This is a genomic window from Parapedobacter sp. 2B3, from assembly GCF_041925275.1.
GTDB classification, from domain to species: domain Bacteria; phylum Bacteroidota; class Bacteroidia; order Sphingobacteriales; family Sphingobacteriaceae; genus Parapedobacter; species Parapedobacter pyrenivorans_A.
Genome location: NZ_JBHEUZ010000020.1, coordinates 39,793 through 62,308, shown reverse-complemented (window position 1 = coordinate 62,308; position 22,516 = coordinate 39,793). Strand labels below are relative to the sequence as shown.

The window sequence follows — 22,516 nt, the reverse complement described above, 5'->3', positions numbered from 1 at the left end:
CCCATTCCGGCTATGGCTGGAATGGGTTTTTTGTGTGTCTAGGTTACGCCTCGACGGATTCGTAAGCACTTACGGGCGGACACGCACAGATCAGCATGCGGTCGCCTTGCGAATCGTTGACACGCCCTACTGCGGGCCAAAATTTGTGACTCCGCACGAACGGCAGCGGGAAGGCTGCCTCTGAGCGGGTGTACGGTCGCTCCCAATTGTCGGCGCTTACCTTGGCCACGGTGTGGGGCGCACCCTTTAGCAGGTTGTCGGTCCGGTCAGCCTCGCCCCGCTCAATGACCGCTATTTCCTTGCGGATAGCAATCATCGCATCGCAAAAACGGTCCAGCTCAGCCTGCGATTCCGATTCGGTAGGTTCCACCATCAATGTTCCGGCTACAGGAAAAGACACCGTGGGTGCGTGGAAACCATAGTCCATGAGCCGCTTGGCAATATCGCCCACTTCGATACCCACCGTTTTGAACCCGCGGCAATCCAATATCAGTTCGTGTGCACAACGGCCGTTGGCACCCGCATAAAGCACGGGGTAATGGTCCTCCAGCCGTGTCTTGATGTAGTTCGCGTTAAGGATGGCATATTGTGTAGCGTTGGCAAGCCCTTGGGCGCCCATCATCGCAATATAGGCATGCGAGATTACTAAAATAGAAGCGGAGCCCCAAGGTGCTGCCGACACGGCGCCGACGCCATCGGTCCCACTTACCTGCACCACCTCATGGTTGGGCAAAAACGGCACCAAATGTTCGGCTACGCCGATGGGGCCCATGCCCGGGCCACCGCCACCATGTGGTATGCAGAATGTTTTATGCAGATTGAGGTGGCACACATCGGCACCGATGCGCCCGGGGCTGGTGAAGCCCACCTGCGCATTCATGTTGGCACCATCCATATACACCTGCCCACCATGCTGGTGGACAATCCCACATATCTCTATGATCGGCTCTTCGAACACCCCATGCGTAGAGGGGTAGGTAACCATCAATGCAGCCAGGTTGGCGGCATGTTTCTCGGCGTTGGCACGCAGGTCAGCCACATCGATGTTGCCGTGCTCATCGCACCTCACCACCACCACTTCCATACCGGCCATACTGGCCGATGCCGGATTGGTTCCATGGGCCGATGCGGGTATCAGTACTACATTGCGGTGCGTATCGCCGCGGCTTTCGTGATAGGCGCGGATCACCACCAGTCCCGCATATTCTCCCTGTGCACCCGAGTTGGGCTGGAAGCTTACCTTGGTAAAGCCTGTGATTTCGCTCAACCACTGGTCCAGCTCACCGATGAGCTGCATGTAGCCCCCCACCTGGTCTGTGGGCGCAAACGGATGGATACCACCAAACTCGGGCCACGTTACGGGAACCATTTCGGTTGTCGCGTTGAGTTTCATGGTGCATGACCCCAACGGAATCATCGAGTGGCACAACGAAAGGTCCTTGGTTTCCAAAGATTTGATATACCGAAGCATTTCGTGTTCGGAATGGTAGCTATTGAATACGGGATGCGTGAGATAAGCCGATTTGCGCAGCAACGCCTGTGGGATAGCCAGGGCAATACGGTTGGCATGCACTTGGAGGTCTGCGTCATCCAGTGTTTTACCCTTCAACTTGGCAAAGATGCGTGCGAGAGCCTCGATATCCTGGTATGTGGTGGTTTCATCGATGGAAATGCCGGCGACGGTGCCTTGATAATGAAGGTTCACCTCGTTGTTGAGGGCCTCCGCACGCAGGGGTCCGGCAAGCTCGCCAAGTTCTACCCGGAGGGTGTCAAAATAAGTATCGTTATATTGCGTATATCCCAGCTGCTGCAAGGCGCTGTCGAGCAGGTTGGCGAGCGCGTGGATGCGCTCAGCAATCTGCAGCAATCCTTTCGGCCCATGATAGGCCGCATAGAAGCCGGCCATGATGGCGAGGAGTGCCTGTGCAGTACAGATATTGGAGGAGGCTTTATCTCGGCGGATGTGCTGCTCGCGGGTTTGCAACGCCATACGCAAGGCGTACTCGCCGTTCGAATCCACGGTAACACCGATGATGCGGCCGGGTATGTTCCGTTTATAAGCATCTTTGGTAGCAAAGTAAGCCGCATGTGGTCCGCCGAAGCCCATGGGGATGCCGAAGCGCTGCGTACTACCCACCACCACGTCGGCACCCCACTCGCCGGGGGCCGCCAGCAACGCCAGGCTAAGCAGGTCGGCCACCGCACATACGGAAATACCGCGGTTATGCAGTTGCTGTACCAAGCTACTGTAATCGGCTACCGAGCCATCGCCCGCAGGGTACTGCACCAGTACCCCGAAAATGGCATCGCCTGCTGGAATTGCTCGCAGGTGGCCGACCATCAGCGTAATGCCGTACGATTGTGCTCGGGTACGCAGTACATCCAGCGTCTGCGGGAATATGTTGTCAGAAACGAAGTAGGCATTTGCCGCTTTGTTTTTGCGGAGGCCGTATTGCATGAACATGGCTTCGGCGGCAGCCGTCGCTTCGTCAAGCAGGGACGCATTGGCAATCTCCATCCCGGTGAGGTCTATCACCATGGTCTGGAAATTGAGCAACGCCTGCAGTCGGCCCTGGGCAATCTCTGCCTGGTACGGCGTATATTGCGTATACCACCCTGGGTTTTCAAACACATTCCGTTGGATGACCCCGGGAACGACCACATCGTAATATCCTTGCCCGATGTACGATTTAAACACCCTGTTTTTGTCGGCCACAGCCCGCATCCGTTGCAGGTATGCCGTTTCGCTCCATGCGTCTGGCAAGCGCAACGGTGTCTCGGTTCGGATTTGCGCAGGGATCGTTTCATCCATCAACTGGCTAAGGCTTTCCAGCCCCAATACGCCCAGCATGTCGGCGGTTTCATCGGCGCTTGGGCCGATGTGCCGCTCCTCGAATTTTTCTTGGAAATGTATTTTATTCATTCGGATATATTACTACCGTGGTGCAGCCATGCTGCTTTGCAAGCAGCCGGTAAATTTTTCGGGGCAAAGGTACGGATTTTAACGCGTGAATTGAAGAGTACCGTACTTTTTGGGGGCGCTGGCCGGCACAGCCAACCGCAATGCGCTGTGCCAGGATTTCTGCTTTCCCGCGCCTGTAGAACGACGATTTTGAACATGGCAATATGTAGGGTTCTCCGGATCATAAAAAAGAGGTCTGCCGTACCTCTTTTTGAAGCGAAATATTGATTATCTTTCCGCCAAATTGCAGTCATCTTGGCTGCCAACTGTGATAACTTAGGTGTTTAAAACCGGAATAAAATGAAACCTACATGTTGCCTTTTACTGTTGTTAGCGGCGCTTTCGATGCCGAGCTATGGGCAGGATACCTTATCGGCTTATCTTTTTGACGACTACCACGATGCCGTCGTATATTTTAGAGATGGACGAAAATCAGCTGAAAAAGTAAACTATAATCTGGTGGAAGGCGCGCTTTATTTCATTGATAAGCGAGATGGGCAGGTAAAGGTAGTATCCAACTATCAGGCCATCGACTCGCTCATCATCACCGGGCGGACATTTCTCTTAGATGGCAGCAATGCATTGGAAAAAGTGTCCGCTGCCCCGGTCATTTACATCCGATTCAATGCCAATAGTGCTTACAAACCACAAACGATAGGTTACGGTGTCTCCAGTGAACTTGCGTCAGTCGACGCCTATTCGTCGGCTTCGTTTCAAGGTATACGGACAGACCTAAAAGGCAAGGAACGGCAAGTTTCCAAAATCTACTACGATTATTTCATTGTAAAAAACGGAAACCGGAGAAGGTTTTCCAACTTCAAACAACTGTACCGGATATACCCGGGGCATCAGGAAACTATAGAGAAGTACGTGGCTGGGCACAAGTTGGATTTCAATGACGTGCGTGGCATAGTTGCATTATGCCGCTATTCCGAAAGCCTATGATGCCCAAGCTACTACTCGTCCTTTTCAGTTTATTTCTTCCCCAACTCCTCTAGCAACTCCTTTACTGCCCGCTCCAACTGCGGGTCGTTGCCCTGCAGCCTATCCATGAAGGTGTTCTTAACATAAATATCGGGCGATACGCCGGTCAACTCCAGGTCATCGCCCTCCAGCGTATAACAACCCCATGCCGGCACGCGGTACATCGAGCCATCCACCAAGCCCTTGGCCGAGGTGAAGATGATCCAGCGGTAGGTTTCCGTGCCGATGATTTTGCCCAGCTTCAGGGCTTTGAAACCCGCAGCCGTCATCTCCGCATCGCTGAGGGACTGCTCGTTCACCAGCAACACGATGGGCTTGCCCGATGGGGCAAAGTTGCTCTGCGGTGAGCGCTTGCCTCCACGGTACTGCCATTGCAGGTAAGGGCGCTGCGAGAGAAAACGCAGTACCTCATCGTGCACGTTGCCACCCGTGTTGTACCGCAGGTCAAGGATGATGGCATCCTTCTGGGCTTCTTGCTCCACCATATCCAGTAGGAAGCGTTCCAATTCGTCGCTACCCATATTTTTCATATACGTGTAAGCTATGCGGTCTTGCCCTAGCGAGTCTACTTTATGGCGGTTGGCACGTATCCATTCATCGTAGCGCTGGTCGCGCAACGCACCGCTGCTTTGTGGCCGTACCTTGGCGCTCAATTCCGCCCCCCCACGTCTGAAGGTCAGTACCATTTCTTCGGCCAACGAAGGGCGCGTGAAATACGCATCACGGTCAACTAGGGTATCCATCAATTGTCCATCAACCGCTACCAATACATCGCCGGGACGGATATCTATCTCCTTGCGGGCCGCATTGCTGCGGTCCACCACGCGCTGTACACGATAGGGGTTTTCGTTGTCGAATACCACCCCCGTTTCATTGGTTACCACCGAGAAGTCCTTACGCTCGTCGCTGCCGCTTGAGTTGAAGCCAAGGTGCGACGAGTTGAGCTCGCCCAACATATCGTTGAGCAGCACCCGTAGGTCGGCACGGTTGTTCAGGTAGGGCAGGTAAGCTGCATAACGGGTTTTTACAGCCGCCCAGTCCACCCCGTGAAAGTCGCCATCGTAAAAGTTCTCTTCAATACCTGCCCACGTTTCGTAAAACATCTGGTTGAACTCGTCTTCCAGGTTCCGGCGGAATTTGAAAGCGATATCTACCTTCTCGAACTTATTGCCATCGATGTTGTATTTCTGCACGACGCCGCCGGAAAGGGCGTAGAATTTCCCGTTCACCTCCAAGAGGTTCCCCACGCCACCGTCGGCCACCTTCTCGGTCTTGTCGTCTTCAAACGCCTCTCGTACCGTCCGGTACAGCGCCCTGCGGCCACTTTCATGGTTTGAAGCATAAAAGATATACGTCTTTTCGCCTTTCTTGAACGCCTTAGGATTGCTTTGGGTACCGAAAGCAGGGCCTATCCGGGTAATGCGGTCGAGCAACCCTTGGGTATTGATAACAATAGGCGTATCGGCAGCCTCCGTGCTATCGGCATCATCGCCTTTTTCGCCGTCTTTATCCTTGCCTTTCTTTTTGCCGTCGCTGTCTTTCTCCTTTTCATCTTTCTTTTTCTCCTGGAAAAGTTCATCGAATTTGTCGATCCGATAGGGTTCGTCAAAATCATCCAGCTCCATGCGGTAGATGCTGGCATCGCGCATGCCGGTGGGGTAGGCCGGCTTGGTACGATTGCTGGCAAAGTAGATGGACTTCCCGTCGGGCGCCCATGCCGGCGAAGCTTCCGATACCCCCGTGTTGGTGAGGTTGATGGTTTGTTTCTTCGTAATATGGTGTACAAAGATATCCTGTTCGAAATTGCGATAGGCCGTAAACAGGATGTATTCACCATTGGGCGAGAACGAGGGCTCCGAGTTTTGGAAGGCCCATATCTCATCTTTCACCACGGTGGTACTCTGCAATGTTTTTAGGTCGAGCAGTCGCACCTCGTCGCGGCCGCTGAGGTATACGGCTTGGGTCCGTTCCGCATTGAACGTGATATCGCGGTTGCTACGCAGATCGGCCGTTAGCTGCCTAGCTTCGCTCTTGCCGTCGGCCCCTATCGTGTACCAATTGGGGTAGCCCGCATGGGTCTGGTTAAACAACAGTGTTTTATTGTCAGCCAGCCACTTCACTTCCATGGACCGCTCGCCCGAGCCGGCCATCTGCTTGATGAATTGGCCCTCTACATCACTCACGAAGAGCTCCCCGCGTGAGATAAAGGCGAGCTTCTTGCCATCCGGCGATACATCGAAATAGGAAATGTGTTCTTTCACGTCAAACTCCTGTGGCGCATCCAATAAGGTATGCCGGCCTATAGTAACATCGGGCTTCGACGTTTTCTTGGTGGCCACATCATAAACATATAGCTGATAGTCCTTTTCGAACACCACTTTCCCGCCGTTGGTCGCTACAGAAGGGCGCTTGATGGAGGTGTCGAAGTGGGTCAACGCTGTCTTTTCCCCGCCGGTAAACGTATAAAGATTATACTCGCCATTGGCCTCGTCGGAGGCGAAGAACACGTTGCCCTGCCGGTCTACCGAGGCCCAGAAATCCTTGCCATCGTAGTCGGTATACTGGGTAAACGCAGTGGTGCCGGGGTGATAGCCTAGAATATCGGGATTAAACTCCCCTTTGTAGCGCTTGCGATTGGCGGCAAAATAGCTCTCCCACGTGTTGTTGAAAAGCAATTCGCCATCCGGCTTTTCGGTTACCCCGTGTATGGTATTGAAATAGTGTGGGAAAAGGCGTTTTGCCGTACCGCCCTGGGCAGCTACCGAATAGCTGGTAAAGCGGTTGTAGCGCCCCGAGGTGAAATAGATGGTCTGGCTGTCCCAGCTCCAGCTGTCTACCTCATCGGAAGCATCGTGATGGGTAAGTTGGCGGATGTCTCCGCCCTCCAGGGGCATCACATATACGTCGTGGTTGCCGAACTGGTTGGCCGAAAACGCTAACCATTGGCCATCGGGCGAAATCCGAGGGGCTATTTCCTCCCCGCGCATAGCAGTGAGACGAAATGCCTGCCCGCCGTCCGCAGCCACCTTCCACAGGTCACCGGCATAGCTGAAAACAACCAACTGGCCATCGGGGCTCAACGTAGGGTATGAAATGAATGTGGGGGAGGTCTGTGCAGGGGCGGCAAGCGACGCAAATGCCAGGGTTGCCGTCAATAGGCAAGTGTTGATGGTATTCATGTTTTTAAGTCTATTGTGCTGACTGCAATATTAACGAAAATTAACAACAACATACGCGACCGTTTTGGTAAGTTTGGGGATGCTTATGCTGAAACCGTGGCTTACGCTTGCATTAATCAGCTTGGCGACTGTGTTCGTCCAGGCCCAGACATACCGGCTTACTGGACAGGTAACCGATGAACAAGGCAATCCCGTGCCGTTTGCCAGCATCTATCCGAAAGGTACAACTGGCTTGGGTACTTCCGCCAATAGCGAGGGAATATTTAAGTTGAGCCTCGCCGCCGGTAAACATGAATTGGTAGTTCGCTCGGTAGGCTACAGGCAGGCGACCGAACCGATTACTATGGACGGGGATAAACAGATACAGATCAGCCTGCCAGCCGAAGCCTACCTCCTCGATGAAGTGGTGATTGGCAACGGCGAAGACCCAGCTTACGCCATTATCCGGCAGGCGATAAGGCAGCGCAAAAAACACCTGCACGAAGCTACCCCCTACACCGCCAACGTATACATTAAGGGAGTGCAACGGATACTGCAAGCCCCAAAAAAATTCCTCGGTGTGGATATCGACCAGATCGGCCGGGAAATCGGACTGGATTCCAACCGTGCAGGAATCGTATACCTTTCCGAATCCGAGTCGCACATCACCGTGCAGCCGCCCGATGATTTCCGGGAAGAAATGATCAGCTCGAAGTTTTCGGGCAATAACCAAGCATTCAGCTTTAACCGGGCGGCCGACCTAAAACTCAATTTCTATGAAAATAACCAGCCCATCATCGATGGTCTAAGTCCGCGGCCCTTCATTTCGCCCATCGCCGACAATGCACTCGGTTACTACCGATACCGCCTACAGGGCACTACGGAAGAAAACGGGCTCACCATCCATAAAATCGATGTATCGTCACGCCGCAAGGGCGAACCGCTCTACCAAGGCGACATCTATATCGTGGAAGACCTTTGGCGCATTTACGGGGTAAACCTACAGCTCACCAAAACCTCCGGTATCAACCTCCTCGATACCCTCTCGATCCGGCAGGAGTTTATCCCGATAGACAGCACCCAATGGCAACCATCAAATGTCCGATTTGATTTTGTAGGCGGCCTGCTTGGATTCCGCATGGGCGGCTACTTCGCCGCTGTATACAGTGGTTACGCAACCCGTCCGGGCATCAGGAAGGGCACATTCAACGAAGTGTTGCGTATTGCCGAGGGTGTCAACGAACGGGACTCGGCTTATTGGGCCACGAGCCGTCCTCTGCTACTCACCGACGAAGAGCGGCTGGACTACGTCCGCAAAGACAGCCTGCAACGACGGCGCAAATCTAAGCCTTACCTCGATTCGCTCGACCGCGTTTCCAACCAGCTGAAACCGCAACAACTTCTCACCGGCTATACGTACCGCAACCGCGCAAGCCGGTCGTTCCTTTCCTTCGACGGACTGGCAAAATCGCTGCTCTTCAACAGTGTGGAAGGATTGGCGCTCAACTATGGTATGCGGTACTCCCGGCAGGTCGATACTGTGCTGAACCGCAATTTCACCTTCTACGGCAACATCCGCTACGGTTTTGCAAACAAACGACCCAACGGCTATGCGGGCATCTCCTTTCCGCTCGGCAAGGGTTCCCTCCACGTGTATGGGGGAAGCAACGTGCAGGATATGAATAACCGGGGGTCGTTGCCACCACTTTTCAATACCATCAGCACCACCTTGTTTGGTCGCAATTACCTCAAATGGTACGAGCGTACCTTCGGCGGGGTAGAATGGCGCTATACACTGCCGGCAAACGTGCACGTAACGGCGTCCACCGTTTGGGAAAACCGCCTATGGTTACCCAACAGTACCGACTATACCTTCCGGGAACGGAACAAACAGTACCTCACTTCCAATAATCCCCTAGTGCCTGAATCGGACGTTCCGCTATTCGACGAAAACCGGGCCCTTAAAGTCTCTTTGGGGTTGAGTTACGACTTCGGCACGAAATACGAGACGTATCCGCACCGGCGGGTATACCTGCCATCGCGTTGGCCCATCTTATCCATATCCTATACGAAAGGTCTGCCTCAAGTACTGGGAAGCGATGTGGATTACGATCTATTGGTGGCTCGGCTACATAAAACGGGTATCGGGCTGGGCTTGTATGGCCGTATGTCGTTCGACTTACGGGCGGGCACGTTTTTGAATGACAAGTCGCTCTACTATACGGATTACCGGCATTTCAACGGTACGCGGACACTGATCAGCGACCAGCAATTGACCACTTTCCTGTTGTTGGACTATTATCGGCACAGCAGTTCCGGAACCTTTGCGGAAGCACATGGGGAATACAATCTCTCCACGATGCTCACGGGCAAGGTGCCCCTACTCCGAAAACTCAAACTGCAGGAAATCATCGGCCTCCACTACTTGCACACGCTGGATACCAAGCACTATGGCGAGTTCCACGCCGGTCTCGAGTGGCAACGCCTTCGCGTCATCTATGCACGGTCATTTGGGAGCCACTTGGGGCTAAGCGGAAAAGAAGCCATCCGGATCGGATTGCGGTTGTTTTAATGACACTTAGCCCAGCGAAGCGGTAATCAGTCGCAGGAACTCGTTGCGCGTACGCTCTTTTGCAAACTCGCCCGTAAATGCCGAGGTGGTGGTTACCGAGTTTTGTTTCTGTACACCACGCATGCACATGCAGAGGTGCTTGCATTCAATGACCACCGCCACACCAACCGGATTTAATGTTTCCTGGATGCAATCACGGATTTCGTTGGTAAGCCGCTCCTGCACCTGCAGGCGGCGGGCATAGATGTCTATCACCCGGGGAATCTTGCTTAAGCCTACAATATGGCCGTTTGGGATGTAGGCCACGTGTGCTTTACCAAAGAAGGGCAACATGTGATGCTCGCACATCGAATACACCTCGATATCCTTTACGACCACCATTTGGCTATACTCTTCCTCAAACATGGCTCCCCGCAGGACGGCCGCAGGATCGACGTCATAACCATGGGTAAGGTATTGCAACGCTTTAGCCACCCGTTCGGGCGTTTTCAACAACCCTTGGCGCGAGGGATTCTCACCCAAAAGAGCCAATATATCTGCATAATGCGAAGCGATTCGCGCCACCTTTTCGGGGTTGTAGCGGTCTATCTTCACGTACCCGTCTATTTCCTCCTCGTTGATTGGGAAATCGTTGTCCATAGTCGTTTTTTTAACCTTTGGCGTTATTCTTCACCAAAATATTCCACGGAATTATTTTCGGTTTCAACCAGCTTCACCGAATGAAGCAGGGCCCCATTCGCCTCGATATGCGGTTTCAATTGCCTGAAAATCTCAATCGCCAACACCTCGGTAGATGCCATTTTTCCCTGCATAAAGTCTACATCGAGGTTCACGTTGCGGTGATCCAGCTTGTCAATCACATGGATTTCGATGATGTGCTTCAGCTCCTTCAAATCAATCACGAACCCTGTTTGCGCATCCACCTCACCTTTCACCGTCACGAACAGCTCATAATTGTGTCCATGCCAATTGGGGTTGGAACATTTGCCAAATACAGCCTCATTTTGTTCCAAGCTCCACTCCTCGCGATATAATTTGTGCGCCGCGTTAAACCGTTCTCGCCGTGTAAGATATATCATAGCGTGCAAAGATAAGCTAATTTGCTGATTTGGCAGTCTGCTTTTTGCTAATGCGTTTTTTGCTTTTTTGCTGATGTGCTGTTTGCATTAAGCAAAGTGCAAATACCAAAGCGCAAATGGCAAATGGCAAAGTGCAAAAGGCAAATCACAAAATCCGTACCTTTATAGCCGTGGAAACTTCCCATCAACGATATTTCATCGAAATCGCTTTCGACGGCGGCGCGTACCACGGGTGGCAGATCCAATCGAATGCCTTGACTGTTCAGGAGCTCCTCGAGAAGGCCCTATCTACCCTGCTACGCCATAACACGGCCACGGTAGGGTGCGGCCGTACGGATACGGGTGTACACGCCAAGCAGCTATTTGCCCATTTCGACTGGCAAGCCCCCGCATTGCCGTTGGAAGAGCGCGATTTCCTCCATCGGCTTAATGCATTGCTCCCACACGACATCGCCGCCAAGCGGCTCATTGCCGTGGCACCCCATGCCCATGCCCGATTCGATGCGGTGAAACGATCCTATGAATACCATGTGCATCTGAATAAAGACCCTTTCTTACACGACCGCTCCTGGTTGCTACGCGGTGCCCCCGATATATTGGCAATGAACGAAGCTGCCGCTATCTTACATCAATATGAAGATTTCTCGTGTTTCAGCAAGTCACATACGCAAGTACACACCAACAACTGCCAGGTTACACGAGCGGAGTGGCTTTGGGTCAATGATAGCCGGTTGGTCTTCCATATTTCGGCCAACCGCTTCCTGCGCAACATGGTGCGGGCCATCGTGGGCACACTGATGGAAATTGGCCGGGGAGAACACCCACCGGAGCATATGCATACCGTTGTCAAAAGCAAAGACCGCGCTGTTGCCGGCTCATCCGTGCCGGCATGCGGACTGTACCTCACCGAGGTGCAATATCCCTACGTAAATCCCATTTGACAAATCGGTGAACGGAGATATTCGGACAAAGTCGTACTTTTGCAGCTATCCATGAGCGAACCGAAGGTAACCGGGAAGACGTATGATGCGCAGCTGCTACGCAGGATGCTACGCTATGTAAGGCCATACAGAGGTATTTTTGTCATCTCCGTTGTGCTCACCATCTTGATGGCCGGTGTGGCCCCGGCATTGCCTATGCTTGTGGAATATACGCTCGATCGGTTTATCCTCCAGAATGACATCGGCGGCCTGCAGTTGATGCTCTTGTTGATGCTGGGACTGCTACTCCTGCAAACTGTGGTGCGCTATTTCCATACATTGATGACCAATACATTGGGGCAATCGGTAATCCGCGACCTCCGCATCAATGTCTTTAACCACATTACCGGTCTCCGGCTCAAGTACTTCGATCGCACACCGATAGGTCGGCTGATTACCCGTACCATCTCTGACCTCGAGACCATTGCCAATATCTTCTCGGAAGGCCTCATCCAGATTATCGGTGATGTCCTCCAACTAATCGTCATATTGGGCGTGATGTTCTATACGGATTGGAGGTTGACACTCATCGTACTGATTCCCATGCCACTGATGGTCGGAGCGACTTACGTTTTTAAGGAAGCCATGAAATCCGCCTTCCAGGATGTACGCAAATGGGTATCTAACCTCAACACATTCCTGCAGGAACATATCTCCGGGATCAGCATCATCCAGTATTTCGCCCGCGAGGAACAGGAGATGCGCAAATTTAAAGCGGCCAATGCGGAGCATCGCAATGCCCATATCCGAGCCAACTGGTATTTTTCTATCTTCTTTCCTGTACTGGAGATCATCATGGCCGTATCCCTGGGCCTTTTGGTATGGTATGGCTCCAAACAGGTGTTAGCTGATACGCTGTCGCCCGGAGTGATCGTCGCGTTTATCATGTACATCAACATGATTTTCCGGCCCATCCGCGAATTGGTGGATAAGTTCAACACCCTCCAGATGGGTATGGTGAGTGCCGAACGTATCTTTGCGGTCCTCGATACCGACGAGCGGACACCTAACGAGGGCATCCAGCAACCGAATCACATTCGGGGGGAGATTGCTTTTGACAACGTGTGGTTTGCATATAACGATGAGCAGTGGGTGCTGAAAGACATCAGCTTTGAGGTAAAGCAGGGCGAAACGCTGGCACTGGTAGGCGCCACCGGCGCAGGGAAATCTTCAACCATCAATATCCTTAGCCGTTTCTATGAAATCAATCAGGGTTCCATACGACTGGATGGCGTAGACATCCGGGACTATGACTTAAACTACCTCCGCCGTACGATTGCCACGGTATTGCAAGACGTGTTCCTGTTTTCAGATTCCGTGGCCAGCAACATCAGCCTCAACGACCCGGCCATCAGCCGGGAGCAGATAGTGGCCGCCGCTAAACAGGTGGGTGCCCACGAATTTATCATGCGGTTGCCGGGCGGCTATGACTACAAAGTGCAGGAGCGTGGCGCCACCTTATCTTCCGGCCAGGCGCAGCTCATCTCATTCATCCGTGCACTGGTGCACGACCCGAAAATCTTGGTGCTTGATGAGGCCACCTCATCCGTAGATACCGAGTCGGAAGAGCTCATCCAACAGGCCATCGACAAGCTGATGGCGGGCCGGACTTCCATTGTGATTGCCCACCGCCTTTCCACCATCCAAAAGGCAGATAAAATCATCGTGCTGGATAAGGGCGAGATGAAAGAAATGGGTTCGCATCAGGAATTGCTCCGCATGGACGGATACTACAAGCGGTTGTACGATCTGCAATTCCACTCAGCGGGGATATAGTGATACCCGACCGTACCCGCGGCAAGCGGCTCCGTCCAACAAAAAAGGCTGCAAATCTGCAGCCCTCTCCGAAAAAAACTCGTTTAATCCAATCCTCTTTTTTTCATCAAATGAACCGGGTCGGGATCGACCCCCCGGAATTTCCGGTAAAGTTCTGCGGGTTTTTCCGTCCCTCCTTTTTCGAGGATATTTTGGCGGAACGCGTTGGCCGTGGTCTTGTCATACAGGTCGGTTTCCTTAAAAGCCGCAAACGCGTCGGCATCCAGCACTTCTGCCCAGATGTAGCTATAATAACCTGCGGAATAGCCACCGGAGAAGATGTGATTAAAGTATGTGCTCCTGTGCCGCGGGATGATCTCATCGATCAGCCCGGCTTTTTGCATCGATGCCTTTTCAAATGCTTGGGCACTCACAGTGATCGGGCTGGTAATCGTATGGTAGTCAAAATCGAGGATGGCCGAAGCCAGGTACTCCACCGTGGCAAACCCTTGGCCGAACGTGCCCGCACTTTCCAGCTTGGCGATAAGCGAGTCGGGAATAGCCTCGCCGCTTTCGTAGTGTTTTGCGTATGTCTTCAACACGGCCGGGTCTTCGGCCCAGTTTTCCATCACCTGCGATGGTAGTTCCACGAAGTCGCGCGATACGGACGTACCCGATAGGCTCCGATAGGAAACGTCAGACAGCAGGCCGTGGAGTGCATGGCCAAACTCGTGGAACAGCGTGTTGGCCTCATCAAAGGTAAGTAGCGCGGGCAGGCTACCTACCGGCGGGGTGAAATTGCATACGTTTACGATAACCGGTGCCATACGTTGGCCATTTTCTTTGTATTGTCTACGGAATGAGCTCATCCAGGCGCCGGGCCGTTTTGACTCGCGGGGGAAATAATCCACGTAGAAAATCCCGACCAAGGTGCCGTCGGCTTCCGATACTTCATACACTTCCACTTCGGGGTGGTAGGTAGGCATACCTTCCAGCGGCTTGAACCGAAGTCCGTACAGCTTGTTGGCCACGTCAAAAGCGCCCTGCCGTACACCGGCCAGGCTGAAATAAGGCTTCAGTTCCTCCTCGCTCAATGAAAAGCGTTGCTGGCGGATCTTTTCCGAATAATACCGCCAGTCGTAGGGTTGTGCCTGGAAATTTTGGCCAGCAGATTCTATTTCCTTCTGGATATCATACGCTTCGGCTTTTGCTTTGGCAATGGCAGGCTTCCATAGTCCATCCAGCAGCTTCTTTATGTTGGTAGGGTTCTCGGCCATCGCTTCTTCCAGCACGTAATGGGCATGGGTTGGGTATCCCAATAGATTGGCTTTCTTGAGGCGAAGGTTGGCAATCTCCACTAAAATATCGCTGTTGTCGTTGTCGTTGCCATTGGCTCCGCGGTTTTTGTAGGCTTCCCAGATCTGTAGGCGTAGCTCGCGGTTATCGGCAAACTGGAGAAAAGGCATCACACTGGAGTTGGATAGTGTGAATACCCATTTACCGTCATGTCCCTTTGCATTCGCAGTTTCAGCCGCGGCCGCCTTCATCCCGTCCGAAAGGCCGGCGAGCGCCTCTTCGTTATCCACCACCAGCTCAAAAGCATTGGTTTCTGCCAGTACATGCTGACCAAATTGGGTGGTCAATTCCGCGAGCTGTGTATTGATTTCGCGCAACACCGCTTTGTCCGCGTCGCCCAGGCTAGCGCCGTTGCGCACAAAATTCTTGTAGCTCCGTTCCAGCAGCATCAGCTGCTCACCGTCAAGGCCGAGGCTGTCGCGTTGGTCCCACACCGCCTTCACCCGGCCAAATAGCTCATCGTTCAACGAAATGTTGTCGCGGTGGGCAGCAAGCTTGGGTGCCAACTCGGTATCCAATGCTTTCAACGTATCATTGGTGGTGGATGAACTCAAATTGGAGAATACGTAGGAAACGCGGGCCAGCAGTTGCCCGGCGTCCTCAAGCGCAAGGATGGTATTTTCGAACGTAGGTGCGTCGGTGATAGCAGCGATCGAATCCACCTCGGCACGGTGTTGTCCCAAGGCCTCTTCGTAGGCCGGCTTGAAATGTTCGCTTTTAATTTGGTCAAATGGCGGCACCCCGTTGGGGGTGTCATAAACGTTCAGCAACGGATTGTCTGTTACTTGCCTCGTGTCATCACACGACACAATGAATGCAGTGGAAATCGTCAAAATGTAAAAAATTCGTTTGTTATTCATGTTGGTACTTATGGATTGGTGCAGCGAACAAAGGTAATCATAACTTTCGTTCCGCTGGGAACGACACTACCGCATTACCCGATAGCCTTTCCGAACGGCGTGAAAGCTAACCCCATCAACTTTAAATGTTGCCTACCGAACGGTATGCCAATAATGGTAATGCAAAGCAATATGCCGAAGAAAAAGTGCGTGAGTGCCACCCATATTCCCCCAAACACAACCCAGAGAATGTTCATCAATGTATAGAGGCACCCCGTACTACTCGGCACATTGGTAACGCTGGTGCCGAATGGAACCAACGAAGCTATTGCCAGCTTAAACAACTGCACGCCGAATGGTATTCCAACAATGGTCAGGCAGAGCACCAGACCACCCACGAGGTATTCCAAAAAGATGAAAAACCCACCGAAAACAATCCAAATTAAATTGCCTACGAAATTCATGCTTTAGGGGGTCAGGTAATCGAGAATTTCGGTTTGGCTCAATTTGCGTTGTTCGCCTGAGCGCATGTCCTTTAAAGAAAACACACCACCTGCAATCTCTTCTTCGCCGATTAGGACCACATATGGAATCTTCTTATTATCGGCATAGGTGAGCTGTTTCTTCAATTTAGCAGAAGCGGGGTACAACTCGGAGGCGACCCCCGCATTGCGCAATTTCTGAAGCAGGGGCAGCGCATAAAGTTCGGACAGTTTGTCGAAATTGCTGATCAACACCCGTGTCGACTGTTCCGCGGCCTCTGGAAAAAGCCCCAATTCTTCCAGCACATCGTATATCCGGTCGGCCCCGAACGAAATACCCACACCGGTAATCCCTTTCAGACCGAACATACCCGTTAGGTCGTCGTAGCGTCCGCCACCGCCAATACTGCCCATGGTTACCTCATTGGTCTTCACCTCGAAAATACACCCCGTGTAATAGTTGAGTCCGCGGGCCAGCGTGATATCCAGTTCCACGAATCGATTAAGCAGGGCCGTATCGCCAGCGAGTTTCTCTACGTAGCCCAGTATGGTTTCCAGCTCATCGATCCCGGCAAGGCCCGTGGTCGATGAGCTCAATATTTCCTTGAGTCGCTCAATCTTTTGGGCGTTGGTGCCTTGCAACTGGATAATGGGTTGCAGCTTTTGCAGCTCGTCGGTGTTGAAACCACGGGCCAACAATTCCTTGTTCACCCCTTCCAAACCGATCTTGTCCAGCTTATCGATCGCTACGGTCATGTCCACAATCAGCTCAGGCTTGCCCAATATTTCAGCGATACCCGCAAGTAGTTTCCGGTTGTTGAGCTTGATGGAGAAATCACGCAGTCCGAGGCTAGTCAACGCCTCGTGGTAGATAAGTACAAATTCTGCTTCGTTAAGTAAGCTATCGGAGCCCACCACATCCACATCGCATTGATAAAACTCACGATAGCGGCCGCGTTGCGGCCGATCGGCACGCCAAACGGGTTGTATCTGGAACCGCTTGAACGGTAGGGTGAGCTCATGCTGGTGCATCACCACGTAGCGGGCGAATGGAACTGTCAGGTCGTAACGCAGGGCACGCTCCGTGATATGCGGAATCAGTGGAGTGGAAGCGCGTGCTTCGAGCAGCCCGGCCGGAGCCTTGGCAAGATAGTCGCCCGAGTTGAGTATCTTGAATATCAGCTGATCCCCTTCGTCGCCATATTTGCCAGTAAGTGTCTGGAGGTTTTCAAACGACGGGGTCTGAATTTCCCGGTATCCGTATTTGATGAATACCGATTTAACGGTATTGAAGATATAGTTGCGCTTTTCCATTTCCGCGGGCGAAAAATCACGCGTGCCCTTGGCCAATGAAGGTTTGATTACTGCCATGCGGCAAACTTAGATATATTTGCCTGTATAGGCAAGGCAAATGTATCGATCTCCCGCTGCGACTGAGAGGCAAAAGCGATAGCGGAAACGTAAGGATTGACCTGTAAATTTGCCCATCTGCTTGTTTGCTGATTTGCAGATTTGCCCTGGAAAGGGAAAAAAGCACCTAGCGAAAGGCAAAGATCAAAGCACATTAAGCACTTCGCAAGCCTTCTCGGCGGCGATTTTCTCGGCACTTTTTTTATTATAGTCGCGACCCCTACCGTACACTTCGCCGTCTACCACCGCATCGATCGTAAAAATCTTAACGCTATCGCCCGCCTCATTCTCAGCCTGGACAAAACTAACGTCCTTACCGGCCTGCTGGCACCACTCAATAAGCCGGCTTTTGAAATTGGTTTCTGTCTGCTCCAACAGCTGGATATCTACATGGGGTTTGATAATACGTTTAATCAGGAAGTTTTTTACAAACGCATACCCTTTATCCAGGTAGATAGCACCTATCAGGGCTTCAAAAGCATCTCCTAACAAAGAGCCTTGCTTATTGGGATAATGAACCATGCGAGCATCGTATTGGATAAGTTCGTTCAGTCCCAGTTTCTTCGATAACTGGTTGAGGTGCGCCCGGCTTACAATCTTGGAGCGCATCTCAGTAAGGAATCCTTCGCCTTTGTAGGGATACTTTTTGAAGAGCAATTCGGCCACCACCGAGCCCAATACCGCGTCGCCCAAAAACTCAAGCCGCTCATTGCTGTTTTTGGTGCCATCCTTTATGGGCACGGCTACCGACTTATGGCGGAAAGCAAGCTGGTAAAGATGCAGGTTGCCCGGAACAAAGCCGAGCATGTTCTTCAGCGCCCGCACATAGCGGCGATTGGGTGAAAAATGCAGTTTGTAAATCTTCGAAACAGGCATCTGATTACTAACTGAATAAGCACAAAAAAGGGATATTCCCCTTGGTGTGAAATGCCTTTAAATTATCCTTCGAATTTCTTGAAAACAACCGTGGCGTTATGGCCACCAAAACCAAAAGTATTGCTCATGGCGGCGTTCACTATTCGCTTCTGTGCTTTATTGAATGTGAAGTTTAATTTCGGATCAAGATTCGGGTCGTCCGTGAAATGGTTGATTGTGGGCGGCACGATATCGTTTTTGACGGCAAGAATAGATGCGATAGATTCCACCGCACCTGCCGCCCCCAAGAGGTGGCCTGTCATGGATTTGGTAGAACTTATATTCAGTTCGTACGCGTGTTGGCCAAACAACTCAAGAATGGCCATAATCTCACTGGGATCGCCTACCGGGGTAGACGTACCATGCACGTTGATGTAGTCGATGGCATCGTTGGCGAGCCGGGCGTCTTTCAATGCGTTGCCCATGGCGAGCCGAGCACCAAGCCCTTCGGGATGCGAAGCCGTGATGTGGTAAGCATCGGCACTCATCCCTGCCCCAACGAGTTCCGCATAAATCTTCGCCCCCCGCGCTTGGGCGTGTTCCAAGCTTTCCAACACGATGGCCGCGCCGCCTTCGCCAGCCACGAAGCCATCCCGGTCTTTATCAAATGGCCGCGACGCGGTTTGGGGATTGTCGTTGCGTGTGGATAGCGCATGCATGGCGTTGAAACCACCGATGCCGGCTTCGTTGATGATCGCTTCGGAGCCACCGCTTATGATGATATCGGCATATCCGGTGCGGATGTAGTTCAGGGAATCGATCAGCGCATGCGTAGACGACGCACAAGCTGATACGGTTGAAAAATTAGGGCCTCGCAACCCGTGGCGCATGGAAATATGGCCGGGAGCGATGTCCAAAATCATCTTCGGAATGAAAAACGGGTTGAAACGGGGAGTTCCATCACCACCCGAAAAGTTGATCACCTCATCCAAAAATGTCTTAAGCCCACCGATACCGGACCCCCATATCACTCCGATACGATTGGTATCTAATTTATCGAATACGAGCGATGCATCCGCAATCGCTTCATCCGTCACAGCCAACGCGTAATGTACAAATGGATCTACTTTTCGGGCCTCTTTGCGCTCCATGAAGTCCTCGGCGTTGAATCCTTTCACTTCACAAGCAAAACGCGTCTTGAATTTCGACGCGTCAAACTTGGTGATTGGAGCAGCGCCGCTTACTCCTTTAATCAGGCTGTCCCAAAATTCGGGGACAGTATTCCCAATCGGAGTAAGCGCACCTAACCCTGTTACTACTACTCTTTTAAGCTCCATTTATAACGATTGGCCTAATGAATTTAGTTAGTTAACGTTTTTTTCTAAATAAGCGATTGCTTGTCCTACCGTGCTGATGGTCTCAGCCTGGTCATCGGGGATTGCAACGTTGAATTCCTTTTCGAATTCCATGATCAACTCCACGGTGTCGAGTGAGTCGGCGCCCAAATCGTTGGTGAATGAAGCTTCCGGGGTCACTTCGTTTTCGTCTACACCTAGCTTTTCAACGATGATTGCTTTAACTCTTGATGCGATATCAGACATGATTCTATAGTTTAATTGTTTAATAAATCTGTGCAAAGAAAAATAAATTTCGGCAAATAGTAAAACATATTTGATTTTTGGAGCATTATTCAGGTTTTCCCCACAAGCCGAATTAGTGTTTTTATATCAACGATTTAGCAAAAGAATTAGTTAGCTTCTTTTAACCCGGTAATATATGGGTCAACTGTTATGCGTTTCTCTTCATCCCTTTTATGGTAAATGCACATTCCGTCCTTTTGTTTTGTAATTTTCCGCTCCGCCCGGTTTTCCTTCCATTTCAGCGAAAAACCGAACTCACCAGCCCACCGAAGCCAAACCGATAAATCCGCTGCTTTTATCCACAATACAGCAAATTTATCTAAGTTTGCGTTGAATATAGGAAAATACTTTGAATAAGGTCACATTAAAATACGAATTGGATCTCGACTTCGTGTTGATTGCCATTACGTCATCGCTTAGGGACTATCGGCTGTGTTACTTTATCAACAAGGTTACGGGATTAAAACTGCATAAGATAGCCGACTATGAAATTGGGATGCCGCCTCCCGTGGGGCAAGCCTCTTTTAGTCGGTATGCCGATTTTGACGAAACCGGAGAAACAGAGTATTACTTATTGGCAAACCGCGGGATGGATAGCGGCGTCTTGGTACCCGAAATGCGCCACTCCGATTATTTCCTACTCATCAGAAACTTTATAGACGAAGAAGACCTTAACGTACTGCTGGATCACATCGTCGCATTAACAGATGTAGTGGCCGCCAGCGAAATCTCACCGCAAAAATTGAAATCCAAAGAAAATCTGATATTTTAGTGCCATATTTACGCTATAAAACATATTTACGCTATAAAAAAGGTACCGTAAGAGGCGGCGGAGAGACCAAGAATTTCTTTTAATGCAATTCGGTTACATTACATATAAATAAAAGAATTTACCTAAGTTTGCCGAAGTATATCAAAGTGTATCAATCACACCATAGATTAGAAAACGAACAAATCAGACGGCTGCCCGCGCAGGGCACACGTATAGAAACACATTAACTGACAGTAATAAATGGAAAAGGTTCAAAAGAGAACTAAAATAGTTGCCACACTGGGGCCAGCATCGGCAAAGAAAGAAATACTAACTAGCCTAATTGCCAAGGGTGTAGATGTATGCCGTCTCAACTTTTCGCACGGCAGCCAAGAAGATCACCTAGCGGTTATCAACACCATACGGGAAATCAACAGCGAATACAACACGAATATCGGTATTCTGGCCGACCTCCAAGGCCCTAAAATCCGGATCGGCAAAATGAAAGAAGGCGGGGCGGTACTCCTCAATGGAAGCCAAGTCGAAATTACCACCCACAAGCTCGTGGGAGACGAGAACCAAATTTATATCACCTACCCCGAGTTTCCCAAAGATGTGAATGAAAATGAAATCATCTTGCTCGACGATGGGAAAATACAGCTACGGGTGCTGCGCAGCAACCTGGAAGACACGGTGTGGTGCGAGGTCGTACATGGTGGCGTACTTACGTCGCGCAAAGGAGTAAACCTGCCAAACACGAAGGTATCCATCCCAAGCCTTACCGAAGAGGACCTCGACAACCTCCATTTCGTATTACAATACGATGTGGAGTGGATCGGCATGTCGTTCGTGCGTAACGCGGAAGACATTGTGCGGTTGAAAGACGTTATCCGTGAAGCAGGAAAATCATCACGTGTCATTGCGAAAATAGAAAAGCCGGAAGCGATTGACAATATCGACGCCATCATCGAGGTGACCGACGGTATCATGGTAGCCCGGGGAGACCTTGGCGTGGAGATGCCCATGGAAGATGTTCCGGTACTGCAGAAAATGATTGTCAAGAAATGCCGTAACGCCTCGAAGCCGGTCATCATCGCCACGCAGATGCTGGAAAGCATGATCACGACGCCGCGCCCTACGCGAGCGGAAGTAAACGACGTAGCCAATTCGGTGCTCGATGGTGCCGACGCGGTCATGCTGAGCGGCGAAACGTCTGTGGGCGAATTTCCCGAAATCGTGATTGAGACCATGAGCAAGATCATCGTCCATGTGGAGCGGACATCTTACCCGTATTACAGTTCTACAAAGACAGATCAAGACGTCGAGTCGGTGATTCCCGATGCCATCTGTGGCTCATCAGTGTACCTGGCCGAAAAAACCAGTGCTTCGGCCATCGTGGCCATGACCTACTCAGGTTATACCGCTTTTGAGATTTCGAGCTATCGCCCCAATGCAGACATCTATATTTTTACCGGCAACCGGGCGCTGCTCAATACGCTGACGCTTCTATGGGGCGTAAAAACGTTCTACTACGACAAGTTTGAAAGCACCGATGGCAGCATCCATGATGTAAACTCGTTGCTAAAGTCAAAAAAACTCGTGCAGCCGGGGCAAATCGTCATCAACACCGCGTCTACCCCCTTGCATAAGAAAGGGAAGACAAATACAATCAAGGTAACCGAAATGGAGTAGC

At 51.5% G+C, this 22,516-nt stretch carries 16 protein-coding genes; 6 read left to right on the top strand and 10 right to left on the bottom strand.

The genetic code is table 11. From position 1 onward, the window contains the following. Positions 1-43: 43 nt before the first annotated feature. A complete protein-coding gene (gcvP, locus tag ACEVG1_RS18295) occupies positions 44-2,923 on the bottom strand; it encodes an aminomethyl-transferring glycine dehydrogenase (RefSeq protein ID WP_374745175.1) in 2,880 nt (959 codons plus the stop codon). 339 nt (positions 2,924-3,262) lie between these two features. Between gcvP and ACEVG1_RS18290 the strand changes: the two genes are divergently transcribed. Then, on the top strand, positions 3,263-3,907 hold the full coding sequence (locus tag ACEVG1_RS18290; protein ID WP_374745174.1) for a hypothetical protein: 645 nt from the start codon (positions 3,263-3,265) through the stop codon (positions 3,905-3,907). A 29-nt stretch (positions 3,908-3,936) separates the two neighbouring features. On the opposite strand, the gene ACEVG1_RS18285 is transcribed toward ACEVG1_RS18290, so the two are convergent. After that, positions 3,937-7,125 (bottom strand): LpqB family beta-propeller domain-containing protein, encoded by a 3,189-nt coding sequence (locus tag ACEVG1_RS18285; protein WP_374745173.1) that lies wholly within the window; start codon positions 7,123-7,125, stop codon positions 3,937-3,939. An 85-nt stretch (positions 7,126-7,210) separates the two neighbouring features. Between ACEVG1_RS18285 and ACEVG1_RS18280 the strand changes: the two genes are divergently transcribed. Continuing rightward, positions 7,211-9,676 (top strand): DUF5686 and carboxypeptidase regulatory-like domain-containing protein, encoded by a 2,466-nt coding sequence (locus ACEVG1_RS18280; protein ID WP_374745172.1) that lies wholly within the window; start codon positions 7,211-7,213, stop codon positions 9,674-9,676. 6 nt (positions 9,677-9,682) lie between these two features. On the opposite strand, the gene folE is transcribed toward ACEVG1_RS18280, so the two are convergent. Further along, on the bottom strand, positions 9,683-10,315 hold the full coding sequence (folE, locus tag ACEVG1_RS18275; RefSeq protein WP_374745171.1) for a GTP cyclohydrolase I FolE: 633 nt from the start codon (positions 10,313-10,315) through the stop codon (positions 9,683-9,685). Between the two features lie 23 nt (positions 10,316-10,338). Then, entirely contained in the window at positions 10,339-10,755 is a 417-nt protein-coding gene (locus tag ACEVG1_RS18270) for a 6-pyruvoyl tetrahydropterin synthase family protein (protein ID WP_374745170.1), read from the bottom strand. A 116-nt stretch (positions 10,756-10,871) separates the two neighbouring features. Here ACEVG1_RS18270 and truA point away from each other — a divergent pair, with 116 nt between their 5' ends. Together truA and ACEVG1_RS18260 are read left to right on the top strand one after the other, a co-directional pair. Then, the gene (gene truA, locus ACEVG1_RS18265) at positions 10,872-11,696 is read left to right on the top strand and encodes a tRNA pseudouridine(38-40) synthase TruA (protein ID WP_374745169.1); all 825 of its coding nucleotides are present in this window, start codon (positions 10,872-10,874) and stop codon (positions 11,694-11,696) included. A 51-nt stretch (positions 11,697-11,747) separates the two neighbouring features. Continuing rightward, positions 11,748-13,511, top strand: a complete 1,764-nt coding sequence (locus ACEVG1_RS18260) for an ABC transporter ATP-binding protein (RefSeq protein WP_374745168.1) — start codon at positions 11,748-11,750, stop codon at positions 13,509-13,511. Positions 13,512-13,594: 83 nt separating this feature from the next. Here the strand turns inward: ACEVG1_RS18260 and ACEVG1_RS18255 are convergent, their stop codons facing one another. The 6 genes from ACEVG1_RS18255 to ACEVG1_RS18230 all read right to left on the bottom strand — a co-directional run bounded on the left by ACEVG1_RS18255 (position 13,595) and on the right by ACEVG1_RS18230 (position 20,033). After that, positions 13,595-15,706 (bottom strand): M3 family metallopeptidase, encoded by a 2,112-nt coding sequence (locus ACEVG1_RS18255; RefSeq protein WP_374745167.1) that lies wholly within the window; start codon positions 15,704-15,706, stop codon positions 13,595-13,597. A gap of 74 nt (positions 15,707-15,780) precedes the next feature. After that, positions 15,781-16,149, bottom strand: coding sequence for a YccF domain-containing protein (locus ACEVG1_RS18250; protein WP_374745166.1), 369 nt, complete (start codon positions 16,147-16,149; stop codon positions 15,781-15,783). 3 nt (positions 16,150-16,152) lie between these two features. Further along, entirely contained in the window at positions 16,153-17,538 is a 1,386-nt protein-coding gene (gene hisS, locus ACEVG1_RS18245) for a histidine--tRNA ligase (protein ID WP_374745165.1), read from the bottom strand. 183 nt (positions 17,539-17,721) lie between these two features. After that, entirely contained in the window at positions 17,722-18,453 is a 732-nt protein-coding gene (gene rnc / locus ACEVG1_RS18240) for a ribonuclease III (protein ID WP_374745164.1), read from the bottom strand. A gap of 62 nt (positions 18,454-18,515) precedes the next feature. Beyond that, a complete protein-coding gene (fabF, locus tag ACEVG1_RS18235) occupies positions 18,516-19,769 on the bottom strand; it encodes a beta-ketoacyl-ACP synthase II (protein WP_374745163.1) in 1,254 nt (417 codons plus the stop codon). Between the two features lie 27 nt (positions 19,770-19,796). Beyond that, entirely contained in the window at positions 19,797-20,033 is a 237-nt protein-coding gene (locus tag ACEVG1_RS18230) for an acyl carrier protein (protein WP_079717265.1), read from the bottom strand. Between the two features lie 388 nt (positions 20,034-20,421). On the opposite strand from ACEVG1_RS18230, the gene ACEVG1_RS18225 reads away from it, so the two are divergent. Continuing rightward, the gene (locus ACEVG1_RS18225) at positions 20,422-20,844 is read left to right on the top strand and encodes an IPExxxVDY family protein (protein ID WP_374745162.1); all 423 of its coding nucleotides are present in this window, start codon (positions 20,422-20,424) and stop codon (positions 20,842-20,844) included. A gap of 240 nt (positions 20,845-21,084) precedes the next feature. Continuing rightward, the gene (gene pyk / locus ACEVG1_RS18220; protein ID WP_374745161.1) at positions 21,085-22,515 is read left to right on the top strand and encodes a pyruvate kinase; all 1,431 of its coding nucleotides are present in this window, start codon (positions 21,085-21,087) and stop codon (positions 22,513-22,515) included. Position 22,516 lies beyond the last annotated feature (1 nt).

Bases quoted from the DNA above. Each gene is read 5' to 3' on its own strand.
- gcvP (WP_374745175.1), bottom strand. From the start codon at position 2,923: ATGAATAAAATACATTTCCAAGAAAAATTCGAGGAGCGGCACATCGGC.
- ACEVG1_RS18290 (WP_374745174.1), top strand. From the start codon at position 3,263: ATGAAACCTACATGTTGCCTTTTACTGTTGTTAGCGGCGCTTTCGATG.
- ACEVG1_RS18285 (WP_374745173.1), bottom strand. From the start codon at position 7,125: ATGAATACCATCAACACTTGCCTATTGACGGCAACCCTGGCATTTGCG.
- ACEVG1_RS18280 (WP_374745172.1), top strand. From the start codon at position 7,211: ATGCTGAAACCGTGGCTTACGCTTGCATTAATCAGCTTGGCGACTGTG.
- folE (WP_374745171.1), bottom strand. From the start codon at position 10,315: ATGGACAACGATTTCCCAATCAACGAGGAGGAAATAGACGGGTACGTG.
- ACEVG1_RS18270 (WP_374745170.1), bottom strand. From the start codon at position 10,755: ATGATATATCTTACACGGCGAGAACGGTTTAACGCGGCGCACAAATTA.
- truA (WP_374745169.1), top strand. From the start codon at position 10,872: ATGGCAAATGGCAAAGTGCAAAAGGCAAATCACAAAATCCGTACCTTT.
- ACEVG1_RS18260 (WP_374745168.1), top strand. From the start codon at position 11,748: ATGAGCGAACCGAAGGTAACCGGGAAGACGTATGATGCGCAGCTGCTA.
- ACEVG1_RS18255 (WP_374745167.1), bottom strand. From the start codon at position 15,706: ATGAATAACAAACGAATTTTTTACATTTTGACGATTTCCACTGCATTC.
- ACEVG1_RS18250 (WP_374745166.1), bottom strand. From the start codon at position 16,149: ATGAATTTCGTAGGCAATTTAATTTGGATTGTTTTCGGTGGGTTTTTC.
- hisS (WP_374745165.1), bottom strand. From the start codon at position 17,538: ATGGCAGTAATCAAACCTTCATTGGCCAAGGGCACGCGTGATTTTTCG.
- rnc (WP_374745164.1), bottom strand. From the start codon at position 18,453: ATGCCTGTTTCGAAGATTTACAAACTGCATTTTTCACCCAATCGCCGC.
- fabF (WP_374745163.1), bottom strand. From the start codon at position 19,769: ATGGAGCTTAAAAGAGTAGTAGTAACAGGGTTAGGTGCGCTTACTCCG.
- ACEVG1_RS18230 (WP_079717265.1), bottom strand. From the start codon at position 20,033: ATGTCTGATATCGCATCAAGAGTTAAAGCAATCATCGTTGAAAAGCTA.
- pyk (WP_374745161.1), top strand. From the start codon at position 21,085: ATGGAAAAGGTTCAAAAGAGAACTAAAATAGTTGCCACACTGGGGCCA.